We start from the raw sequence: 12,010 nt of genomic DNA on the forward strand, positions 1-12,010 counted from the left end.
AAGCTCCCTTCCGTCCGCTCGACTTGCATGTATTAGGCACGCCGCCAGCGTTCGTCCTGAGCCAGGATCAAACTCTCCAAAAAGATGTTTGCATTGCACAGGATGTGCAGGCATCTGCGTTGTCACAGGACGTGACGATCTTAGCAGATGATCCTTTACTCATAATTAAATCAAGAATTAACTGGCATGTATTTTGTTCAGTTTTCAAAGATCAATTTCAACGTCACCGTTTTCAGCGACCTTATTAATATAACAAATTCCAAAGTTTGTGTCAACAACTTTTTTCAATTTTTTTGTCGAATTGAATATTGTTATTGGCAACGCATATAAATATACCACCTGTTGCTTTTTCACGCAAGTGTTTTTTTACTTCACCGATTCATAAAAAGGTCCACACCTTTTCCCGTCTTTTGGCAAGCATAGGCTCGGTCCTTTTTCCAAATAAAAAAGGATGCCCTTCAGGCACCCCTTTCTCTATTCTTTGTGTCTCATTAACGGGAAGAGCAGTACATCACGAATGGAAGGAGAGTTCGTTAGAAGCATAACAAGGCGGTCAATGCCAATACCTAGTCCTCCTGTTGGCGGTAAACCATACTCTAATGCTTCTACGAAATCTTCATCCATTTCATGTGCTTCATCGTTTCCTTGTTCACGTTCTTTCAATTGAGCTTCAAATCGCTCACGCTGATCAATTGGATCATTTAGTTCAGTGAAGGCATTGGCGTGTTCACGGCCAACAATAAATAACTCGAATCGATCTGTGAACCTTGGATCTTCATCATTTTTCTTCGCTAACGGAGAGATTTCAACCGGATGTCCGTAAATGAATGTTGGCTGAATTAACTTCTCCTCTACCTTCTGCTCAAAGAACTCATTTACAATATGACCATATTGCATTGTTTCCTTGTACTCAATTCCATGCTCTTTCGCCAGGCTGCGCGCCTCTTCATCGGTCATTTCCTTCCAGAAGTCCACACCTGTGTACTCTTTTACTGCATCTACCATATGCAGACGGCGCCATTCCGGCTTCAAATTCACTTCATACTCTCCATAGGTAACGGTTGTTGTTCCATATACCTCTTCTGCAATGTGAGCGATCATGCTTTCTGTCAAACTCATAATGTCTTTATAATCTGCATACGCCTCATACAATTCCAGCATGGTGAATTCCGGGTTATGTCGAGTGGAAACCCCCTCGTTACGGAATACACGACCAATCTCATAGACTTTTTCCATGCCGCCGACAATTAACCGCTTTAAATGAAGTTCAATCGCAATACGCATGTAAAGCTCCATATCTAGAGCGTTATGATGCGTAATGAATGGGCGCGCTGCTGCCCCTCCGGCAATAGAATGCATCATTGGGGTCTCTACCTCTAGATAGCCTTGATCGTCCAGGTAGCGTCTCATTGACTGAATAATTCGGCTGCGAGAGATAAATGTTTGTTGACTTTCAGGGCTTGCAATTAAATCCAAATAGCGCTGCCGGTAGCGCTGCTCTACATCTTTCAAGCCATGGAACTTATCAGGAAGCGGACGCAATGCTTTCGTTAGAAATACATATTCGCTTACCTTAATAGATAGTTCTCCCACTTTCGTCTTGAACACTGTTCCACTTACGCCGACAATGTCCCCGAGATCCGTCATGTTGAAGATTTCATACGCTTCCTCTCCAACAGTGTCTTTGCGCACATAAATTTGAATTTGTCCGGATAAGTCCTTCACATGGGCAAACCCAGCTTTTCCTTTTCCGCGCTTTGTCATTACACGTCCTGCGATAGTGACCTGTTCCTCTTTCTCTTCCAGCTCTTCTTTAGTGAGCGATTCATATGCCTCAAAAACCTCTTGAGCTGTATGAGTTCGCTCAAAGCGCTTGCCAAAAGGATCAAGCCCCTTGTCTCTTAATGTTTGCAGTTTTTCTCTTCTGACCAGCAGCTGATCATTTAATTCCTCATGGCTCATTTTCTTCACTCCTATTTCATGATCGCTTTCGCAAATTATCCAGCCTGTGTAGACGCTTCCTTCTCAGTTGCCTCTTCAGCAAAGTTCGTCAACAGTGTTGCCAGCTCATCTCTTGTTTCGCATGCATTAACTTGTTTGCGTACGTGGGCATTTCCGCGAATACCTTTCAGATACCATGCAGCATGCTTTCTCATCTCGCGTACAGCAATATTTTCATTCTTCAACGCAATTAAGCGATCCAAGTGCAGCAGACAAACGTTGATTTTTTCCTTCGCTGTCGGCTCTCCCATTGATTCGCCCGTTTCCAAGTAGCGGACTGTACGGTAAATCATCCACGGGTTCCCGAGAGCTGCCCGTCCAATCATTACACCGTCGACACCTGTTTCATCAAGCATACGCTTAGCGTCTTGCGGTGTCTGCACATCTCCATTGCCGATCACTGGGATGTTCACCGATTCTTTAACTTCCTTAATAATATCCCAATTCGCTTGACCTTCGTACATTTGAACGCGTGTGCGGCCGTGAAGAGCTACCGCTTGTCCGCCTGCCCTCTCAACAGCGCGAGCATTGTCTACAGCATAAATATGATCCTCGTCCCAGCCCATGCGCATTTTGACTGTAACCGGTTTGCTCACCACATCTGTTACAGCAGCTACCATTTCATAAATCTTATCTGGATCAAGCAGCCACTTAGCACCAGCGTCACACTTCGTGATTTTTGGCACAGGACACCCCATGTTAATATCAATAATATCAGCATTTGTGTTCTTATCTACGAAGCTTGCTGCCTTTACAAGGGATTCCTTCTCTCCTCCAAAAATCTGCAGGCTGAGCGGTTTTTCTCTTTCATCAATGTAAAGCATATTCATTGTTCTTTCATTTTGAAGAATGATCCCCTTGTCGCTGACCATTTCAGCACATACAAGACCAGCTCCGAATTCTTTTACCGTCAGACGAAAAGCAGAATTGCATACTCCCGCCATCGGAGCGAGCACAACCGGATTCTTCATTTCAATATTTCCGATTTTCAACACGTTTATCACCTTCCTCTCTCACCCTTCAGCAGCGGCTCATCGGCTGGCAGGCATCATAAACTTTATATAGAAACATCTCTTCTATCCGGCGACAGACAGTAGAATATTTTAAATAACTTCTGCACTCTATTATATAAGAAAATTTTCTCCGTCCGCTTGCTTCCACAAACGAACACCTTCTCTTCCTTGAACGGCCGATACAAGATCTTCTAAGGACTGATCACTACCCGGCATAAGAGCTTTTGGTGCAACTTCAGCAAGGGGGATCAGTACAAACGCACGTTCCAGCATTCTAGGGTGCGGAATGATAAGGTTCTCTGATTTTATATTGTCTTGGTTATACATTAAAATGTCAAGGTCTATTACCCGGGGACCCCACTTAAACTCTCGAACGCGGCCCAGCTGCTGTTCAATCAGCAGACAAGCTTCCAGAAGCTCTTCCGCACTCAAAGAAGTGCTTGCCTGCAAAACAAGGTTTAAAAATGCCGGCTGTTCTGTGTAACCCACTGGATCTGTTTCATAAATAGAGGATACTCTTTCGATTCGGATCTTCTCATGGGCGTCCAATAGACGAATAGCTTCCTGCAGATGACTGAAACGATCACCTAAATTTGTACCAAGCGATAAAAAAGCTCTATTGTCCATATTGTTCTCTTCCTCTCGTTACCTCAACCGCCACATGATCATAGTGGCCTGGAATCGGAGGATCCGGCTTGATTACTTTAATGGTACAAGAAGAAATAGACGGAAATCTCTCAAGCAAAGCACCAGCTATTTGCTCAGCTACCGACTCGACAAGCTTAAAGGTTTTCTTTTCAGCAATCTCCTGACACACTTGGTAAACCTCTCCGTAATTCACCGAATCCTCCAAGTTATCTGTCCTGCCTGCTTTCTGCAGCGGCACGGTGAGTACGGCATCTACAATAAAGCGCTGACCCAGCCGATTCTCTTCAGGAAACACACCATGATATCCATAAAACTTCATACCTGTTACATAAATTTTATCCATCTCTTTATCCCTTCCCAACTAAAGCATCCATCATTTTAGCCATACGGCTGATCGGCTTCACGTCATGAACACGGATAATATGGGTGCCTTTTTCAATACCATAGCAGCAGACAGCACCTGTTCCTTCCATTCTTTCATCCACCGGTAGATCAAGAACATGGCCGATAATGCGCTTTCTTGATACACCGAGAAGAACAGGGAACCCTAATGCAGCAAGCTTATCTAAGTTTTGAATTAAGAGAAGGTGCTGATCCATGTCCTTTACAAACCCAAGACCCGGATCGAGAATAATCTGACCCTCCTTGACACCTGCTTTTAAACAAATATCAATGCTTTCATATAAGTCAAGCAGCACATCGCGAAGGAAGGAATCATACTCCTCGTTTTCCCTATTATGCGTTAAGATAATGGGCACATTCTTCTCAGCAGCTACAGCGGCAATTTCAGGGTCCTTCTTCGCCCCCCAAATGTCATTAATGATATGAGCGCCTGCTTCTACCGCGCGGCTGGCCGTTTCTGCTTTATATGTATCAATGGATAGAGGTACGTCAGCAGCTTCAGCTACTGCTTGAATAACGGGAACTACCCGCCCGATCTCTTCCTCCGCAGAAATAGCTGTGTAACCAGGCCGAGTGGATTCACCTCCGATATCAATCATATCAGCTCCAGCTTCGGTCATTTCTTTGGCATGAGCGACAGCTGCTTCTAAACGGTCAAATCGTCCACCGTCAGAAAACGAATCAGGTGTCGCATTTAAAATACCCATTACATATGTTTTTTTCGTAAAATCTAATGTGTATGGACCAGCTAATACTTTCACCTTTTTTGCTCCTTCCATCTTTCAAACTGTTTACATTTTAACACGATTAGACTGTACGCATAAAAAAACAGGCTGATTTCTCAGCCTGCTTTCGCACGTATTTCTTATTCTTCGTCAAAGTCGTATAGTGGTGTACTTAAGTAGCGCTCACCGTTACTCGGAATGACAGCTACTACTTTTTTGCCTTTGCCCAGCTTCTCTGCCACTTGTACCGCTGCTTTGATCGCTGCACCTGAAGAGATTCCTCCAAGAATACCTTCTTCACGGCCAACTTTTCTTGCCATTTCGAACGCTTCATCATTCGTAATGGTGATGACCTCATCATAAATTTCTGTGTTTAATACATCTGGCACAAAGCCGGCGCCAATTCCCTGGATTTTATGAGGCCCTGGTTTACCGCCGGAAAGAACCGGAGAATCTGTTGGCTCTACTGCGTAAATTTTCACTTCAGGAAATTTCTCCTTAAGCACTTGGCCTGCACCAGTAATCGTACCGCCTGTTCCGATACCAGAAATGAATGCATCTACTTGATCCATCTGCTCTACAATCTCTTTGCCTGTTGTCTGGCGGTGGATCTCCGGGTTTGCTTCATTCTCAAATTGCTGAGGCATGAAATAGCCTTTCTCCTCTGCCAGCTCTTTCGCTTTACGGATCGCTCCGCCCATTCCATCAGGTCCTGGAGTTAGGACAAGCTCTGCTCCATAAGCACGAAGAAGCTTGCGGCGCTCCATACTCATTGTTTCCGGCATAACAAGGATTGCACGGTAACCTTTCGCCGCTGCTACCATCGCTAAACCAATTCCCGTATTTCCACTTGTCGGCTCAATAATTGTGCCGCCCTTTTGAAGCTTTCCTTGCTCTTCTGCTGCCTCAATCATAGCTAATGCAATACGATCCTTTACGCTGCTTCCCGGATTCATATATTCTAATTTCAAATATACATCTGCACTATTTTCTCCAACTACATTGTTCAACTTTACGATTGGTGTTTGACCGATTAATTCGGTTATTGAATTTGCTACACGCACCATTTCCGCCACCTCAATCCCGAGTATTTTTATTGGTTAAATTAAATTTATCAGTCATTTCAAAAAAAGTCAATTATTTAATTTCTAATATACGCCTATTTAGAGAAAAAACCTGCAAAACATAAAATGTTTGCAGGTTCTCCACTAGTTAACCGAGGAAGCCTCTTCCTTCATCTGCTCAAGTTCATCCTTTGTGAAAAGATAGGTTTCATTACAGAAGTGACATTGCGCTTCTGCTTGTCCATCTTCATCAATCATTTCTTGAATTTCCTCTTTGCCTAGCCCGATAATGGCATCTCCAAACCGTTCTTTAGAACAAGTACACTCAAAGCGGACTGGCATTGTTTCAAGAACCTTCACGTTTTCCTCTCCCAAAATGTAATAGAGAATCTCCTCAGGTGATAGTCCTTTCTCAATCAACTTTGAAATCGGGGTCATGTTCGTGATTTGCTCCTCAATGCGAGAAATCACATCCTCTTTTGCACCAGGCATAATCTGAATAATGAATCCCCCTGCTGCCAAGATAGAGTTATCTGGATTGACAAGCACACCTACACCAACGGAAGATGGAACCTGTTCAGAGGAAGCAAAGTAATACGTAAAGTCGTCTCCAATTTCTCCAGAAACAATCGGCGTCTGTCCACTGAAGTGATCGCGAAGGCCTATGTCCTTTACTACTGTCAGCGTGCCGTTTGTGCCGACCGCACGCCGTACATCTAATTTTCCTTGAGCATTTAAATCAAAATGTGTCTGCGGATTGGTGACGTATCCTCGCACGCTGCCTTGTGTATTCGCATCTACAAGAATAGCCCCAATTGGACCTCCGCCTTCTACCTTGATCGTTATCTTGTCTCCGCCCTTCATCATGGCTCCCATCATGACACCCGCTGTCATGGTGCGGCCGATCGCTGCGGATGCCGTTGGCCAAGTATAATGCCTTCTCTGAGCTTCGCCGACTGTTTCGGTCGTATTAGCTGCATAAGCACGAACCTGTCCATCAAAAGCCAATGCTTTCACCAAATAATCCTTCACGAGAAAACCCCTTTCTCTCTAAATTTAAATGTTGCGTTTATAGATTAAACACAGCCCCTTGAGCGTTAAAAACGGATCAACAATATCAATACTCTCAGCTTCTTTACCGATTAAAGGTGCCAAGCCGCCCGTCGCGATAACCGTTGGCGTCTTTTCGCTTTGTTCCTTCATTCGGTTCACAATGCCATCGACCTGGCCGACATACCCATATAATATACCCGCCTGCATAGCCGCCACTGTGTTTTTGCCAATAACATTTGCCGGACGGGCAATTTCAATACGCGGAAGCTTTGCAGCTCTGGAGTAAAGAGCTTCTGTGGAGATTGTGATACCAGGTGCAATCGCTCCTCCCATATAGTGACCGCCTTCATCAATATAACAGTACGTAGTAGCCGTACCAAAATCAACAATGACGAGCGGGCTTCCGTATTCATGAATACCAGCCACCGCATTTACAATCCGGTCCGCCCCTACTTCTCTCGGGTTCTCATATTTAATATTTAAGCCAGTTTTGATACCAGGCCCTACAATCATGGGCTTTACGTGAAAATACTTCTTGCACATTTGCTCAAGAGAAAACATAATCGGCGGGACCACTGAGGAAATGATAATTCCCTCAATTTGCTCAAACGTAATGCCGACATCTTGGAAAAGGCTTTTTACAATCATGCCGTATTCATCTTCTGTTTTATGTCGGCTTGTCTCTATTCGCCAATGAAACTTTAATTTATCATTTTCATATACACCTAACACAGTATTTGTATTCCCTACATCCAACACAAATATCACAGTTTTCACCACACTCATTTAAACTTTTTCTTGCCGACATTCATCATACCACATAAAAGCGCTAACATCATTATTCTCTCTCCTTAAATAGACCTAAGTCTTTGGAAGAAAACACCTCTATGAATAAGCTTCTGCAGCTTTTATTCTTTCATTCGCCCTTTTATCTTCTAAGGAGCCAAGCAGATAGATGTTCAGCACGAAAAAAAGACGCCGATAATGCTCGGCGTCTTTTCCATGTTAAGCTTTTGGATCGTCTTCTTTGTCTGACTCCTTCGGCACCTGCTCTTCAGAAGGGTTGTTCTCTTCTTGAACAGGCTCTGCCTGCTTTTGCACGTTCACTTTCACTTGATCATTTGAGGAGGAAATTTCGATCGTTTCCTTCTTCTCGTCTGACGCATACTTACGGTCAGGCAATGTGCCGTGATCCATGAGGTGCTTAATTTGGTCAGCATCTAGAGTTTCAACTTCAAGAAGTGTGTTAGCGATCAGTTCCAGCTTGTCACGATTCTCAGTCAGGATGTTCTTCGCACGTTCATAACATTCTTTAATAATCGTCTGAATTTCACGATCAATTTCATAAGCAATTGCATCTGAATAGTTCGGTTCATTGTTAATATCGCGACCAAGGAAGACTTGTCCTCCAGAGCTTTGGCCGAATTGCAGCGGTCCAAGCTTATCACTCATACCAAATTCCGTTACCATTCGGCGAGCAATGCCTGTTGCACGCTGGAAGTCATTATGAGCCCCTGTAGATACCTCACCAAAGATAATATCCTCAGACACCCGGCCTCCAAGCAAGCCAGTAATTTTATCAAGAAGCTCTGGCTTTGTCATGAAGTAACGGTCTTCCTTCGGCAACATAACTGCATAGCCGCCAGCCTGTCCACGAGGAACAATTGTTACCTTATGAACCATGTCCGCTTCATCTAGCACAAGGCCGATGACGGTATGTCCAGCTTCATGAAAGGCCACAATCTTTCTCTCTTTCTCAGAAATGACACGGCTCTTCTTCGCTGGGCCGGCAATGACCCGGTCAACCGCTTCATCCACATCGCGCATATCAATTCGCTTCTTGTTCTGTCGAGCAGCTACGAGAGCCGCTTCGTTTAACAAGTTTTCCAGGTCTGCCCCTGAAAATCCAGGTGTTCTAAACGCAATGGCTTTTAAGTCTACTGACTCATCAAGCGGCTTATTGCGAGCATGAACACGAAGGACTGCTTCACGCCCCGTAACATCTGGGCGGTCAACTGTAATTTGACGGTCAAAACGTCCCGGACGCAGCAAAGCCGGATCCAGGATATCTGGACGGTTTGTCGCAGCGACGATAATAATACCTTCATTGGCGCTGAATCCATCCATTTCAACTAGTAACTGGTTCAGTGTTTGCTCACGTTCATCGTGACCGCCGCCTAAACCAGCGCCACGCTGACGTCCAACCGCATCAATTTCATCAATGAAAATGATACAAGGTGCATTCTTCTTAGCATTCTCAAACAAGTCACGTACACGAGATGCACCAACACCAACAAACATCTCAACAAAGTCCGATCCACTGATAGAGAAGAACGGTACACCAGCTTCGCCAGCTGCTGCTCGTGCCAAGAGTGTCTTACCAGTTCCCGGAGGCCCTACTAAAAGCACCCCTTTAGGGATTCTAGCTCCTAGTTCTGAGAACTTACGAGGATCCTTCAAGAACTCAACTACTTCGACTAACTCTTGCTTCTCCTCATCTGCTCCCGCTACATCTTTAAATCGGACTTTTTTCTTCTCATCATTGTACAAGCGGGCTTTGCTCTTACCGAAATTCATAACCCGGCTGCCGCCGCCTTGTGCTTGATTCAATAAGAAGAAGAATAAAAGAAAAATAATTAAGAATGGAATGATTGTGGTGAAAAAGGAAACCCATCCGCTTGTCTCTTTAGCAGGAAGAACTTCTACCTCAGTATCCTGTGCTGCCGCGTGAATACGCTCCAGCATATTCTCACTGTTCATCACGTACGCAAGGAAGTATTCACCTTCCTGCGCGCCTTCGAGCTGACCGCGAATTTCATAGACTCCTCTTTCCGGCTGCATAGAGAATGTCTCCACTTGGCCGTTTTCGAGCTGTGTAATAAACTCGTTATAGCTTATATTTCTATTGGGTTCATTACTGTTGTTGAAGTAACTGACAACTCCAATAATGACAAGAAAAACAAGTAAATAAAATATGGTATATCTAAAAATACGGCTCATCCCTGACCTCCTCCCACGGACAAAGTGCTGTATACAATACTATCATAGTAAAACTTGCCATTACAACTATTTAGCATACGGTTAAAGCTATTCCTGCACCTACCTAGCAACTTGCCTTACTCCTCTGTTGCTCTTTCATATATCTCGGGTTTTAGCACCCCAATATAAGGAAGGTTACGGTATTTTTCCGCATAATCCAAACCATAGCCTACAACGAATGCATCTGGAACATTGAAGCCAATTATATCCGCCGCAATAGCCGCTTTTCTTCCTGTCGGTTTATCCAGCAGCGTAACGATTTTAATGGACTTTGCCTTCCTGTATCTGAATAATTCCACAAGATAGCTTAATGTTAAACCGCTATCAATAATATCTTCAATAATCAGCACATCTCGGCCTTCTACAGATGTATCCAGATCTTTAACGATCTTCACTTCACCTGAAGAAGTAGTCGACCTCCCATAGCTTGATACATCCATAAAATCCATTTCTAAATAGGTGTCCATGCGCTTCAGCAAGTCAGACATAAAAGGCATTGCACCTTTCAATACCCCGACAACAAGTGGAAACTTGTCTTTATACTCTTCTGTAAGCTGAAGTCCAAGGTCCTTAATCTTCGCTTGAATTTCTTCCTCTGTAATCAGTACTTTCTCAATATCCTGATTTAGCAACTTGTTAGCCTCCTAGAAGTGATTACTACTTGTATAGAATAAAAAAACTTGACCGTCAGTCAAACCTGTTTGTTCGTACCTGGACCTCTTAAGGCCCGGAACCCAAATCAGCTTCCCCTCATGATCTGTGACGATTGGCCACTGCATCCTTTTAGAAAGAGGAACCTTCTCATCAATAAATAGATCCTTCAACTTCTTCGAACCATCCATGCCTTTTGGGTGAATTCGGTCTCCTTGCCTGCGTGTGCGTATGCAAAGCGGGAGCTTCACTTGCGAGGACAGAACGAAGCAGCTTTCCTTGTCCCTATTTTCCGAGTCATTCCTGCTGAGGGTAAATTCCCCTCCGTACGGCCATGAGATTTGTTCTCCTACATTTAATTCAAAAGCGTAGTCCTGAGCCTCTGCCTGACTAAATCGAAAGACACAGACCTGATACTCGCGGCAAACTTTCAGCCCATGCGGCAAGTCCAATGTCCATGAGGGTTTTTCCTGCTTTAGAAGCTGTAAGATTTGTTGAATATGTATGAAGGAGAAGGGGGTTTTGTCTTTGTAGAGATAGTTTAATATTAGATGAATCCCTCTTCTTTGTAAAGGCAAAGGCATTGCGAGAAAAGGCTTAATATCGAGCACTGATTCATGCTTATTTCTTCGCCACACCTTACTCATTTCCTCCCGGGCGAGCTCATCCAAAAGCAAGCGGTCAGCCCTCTCCTCCTCGCTGAACCGCTGAAAATGCTCATGAACTTGAGGGTTCTCCTTCTTTAAAAAAGGAAGAACAACATGCCGGAAGCGGTTGCGCGTGTAATCTGCTTTTTCATTGCTCGGATCACGCCGGGGATTGAGCTTATAATGAGCGCAATACCTTTCAATCGTTTCCTTATCAAGCCCCAGCAGCGGACGAATAATTTCTTTTTCCCCGAAAGGCCTCCTTACTGGTATTCCTTGCGGGTTCCCTCCTCTGGTCATCTGCATTAGTACCGTCTCGACCTGATCATCCCCATGGTGAGCAAGCGCCAGCTTACCTGCTTTCATCCTCTCCATTCCTCTTTTAAAGAAATCGTATCGAACGCGCCGGGCGGCTTCCTGAAGTCCCTCGCCAGATACCTCCATCTCCTTCGCTACATCAATTTGCTCCGAATAAAAAGGTATGTTTCTCTCGATGCAAAAATGTTCTACAAATTTCAATTCGCTGTAGGATTCTTCGCCTCTGAACATATGATCCAAATGCAGGGCACAGACCTCAATTGCCAGGCTTTGCCTCCGGTCAGCTAAGTAAGCAAGCAGCGATAGAGAATCAGGTCCTCCGGAGACGCCTACGGCAATAATGTCTCCTTTTTCAATTAATTGATGCCGATGAATAAATGTCTTTACCTTCTCTTCATATGCCAGCATATGCTCCTCTTCCTGCCTTTTTTATTTACTATACTATCATT

11 protein-coding genes and 1 rRNA gene are annotated in these 12,010 nt (G+C 44.3%); all 12 read right to left on the reverse strand.

Translation table 11 applies throughout. From position 1 onward, the window contains the following. Positions 1–83 (reverse strand): 16S ribosomal RNA (locus QY97_RS12015); the annotation flags it as partial. A gap of 391 nt (positions 84–474) precedes the next feature. After that, a complete protein-coding gene (lysS, locus tag QY97_RS12020; protein WP_039234667.1) occupies positions 475–1,962 on the reverse strand; it encodes a lysine--tRNA ligase in 1,488 nt (495 codons plus the stop codon). Between the two features lie 35 nt (positions 1,963–1,997). Continuing rightward, positions 1,998–2,996: a tRNA dihydrouridine synthase DusB gene (dusB, locus tag QY97_RS12025; RefSeq protein ID WP_039234670.1), complete on the reverse strand. Its 999-nt coding sequence runs from the start codon at positions 2,994–2,996 to the stop codon at positions 1,998–2,000. 129 nt (positions 2,997–3,125) lie between these two features. Further along, a complete protein-coding gene (gene folK, locus QY97_RS12030) occupies positions 3,126–3,641 on the reverse strand; it encodes a 2-amino-4-hydroxy-6-hydroxymethyldihydropteridine diphosphokinase (RefSeq protein WP_039234673.1) in 516 nt (171 codons plus the stop codon). After that, complete coding sequence (gene folB, locus QY97_RS12035; RefSeq protein ID WP_039234676.1) at positions 3,631–4,005, reverse strand: dihydroneopterin aldolase; 375 nt, start codon at positions 4,003–4,005, stop codon at positions 3,631–3,633. The genes folK and folB overlap by 11 nt, the downstream gene beginning before the upstream one ends. 4 nt (positions 4,006–4,009) lie before the next feature. Further along, entirely contained in the window at positions 4,010–4,843 is an 834-nt protein-coding gene (gene folP, locus QY97_RS12040) for a dihydropteroate synthase (protein WP_039234679.1), read from the reverse strand. 86 nt (positions 4,844–4,929) lie between these two features. Beyond that, a complete protein-coding gene (gene cysK, locus QY97_RS12045; RefSeq protein ID WP_039234681.1) occupies positions 4,930–5,856 on the reverse strand; it encodes a cysteine synthase A in 927 nt (308 codons plus the stop codon). 141 nt (positions 5,857–5,997) lie between these two features. Continuing rightward, positions 5,998–6,885: an Hsp33 family molecular chaperone HslO gene (hslO, locus tag QY97_RS12050; protein ID WP_039234683.1), complete on the reverse strand. Its 888-nt coding sequence runs from the start codon at positions 6,883–6,885 to the stop codon at positions 5,998–6,000. A gap of 24 nt (positions 6,886–6,909) precedes the next feature. Further along, positions 6,910–7,674 carry a type III pantothenate kinase gene (locus tag QY97_RS12055; protein WP_175286639.1) on the reverse strand — a complete coding sequence of 255 codons (765 nt, stop codon included), beginning with the start codon at positions 7,672–7,674 and terminating at the stop codon, positions 6,910–6,912. A gap of 237 nt (positions 7,675–7,911) precedes the next feature. Next, a complete protein-coding gene (ftsH, locus tag QY97_RS12060) occupies positions 7,912–9,906 on the reverse strand; it encodes an ATP-dependent zinc metalloprotease FtsH (protein ID WP_039234688.1) in 1,995 nt (664 codons plus the stop codon). 116 nt (positions 9,907–10,022) lie between these two features. After that, a complete protein-coding gene (gene hpt, locus QY97_RS12065; RefSeq protein ID WP_039234691.1) occupies positions 10,023–10,577 on the reverse strand; it encodes a hypoxanthine phosphoribosyltransferase in 555 nt (184 codons plus the stop codon). Between the two features lie 12 nt (positions 10,578–10,589). Then, positions 10,590–11,969, reverse strand: coding sequence for a tRNA lysidine(34) synthetase TilS (gene tilS / locus QY97_RS12070; RefSeq protein WP_046128740.1), 1,380 nt, complete (start codon positions 11,967–11,969; stop codon positions 10,590–10,592). Positions 11,970–12,010: the final 41 nt, after the last annotated feature.

It is taken from the genome of Bacillus thermotolerans (assembly GCF_000812025.2).
Classification (GTDB): Bacteria; Bacillota; Bacilli; order Bacillales; family Domibacillaceae; genus Quasibacillus; species Quasibacillus thermotolerans.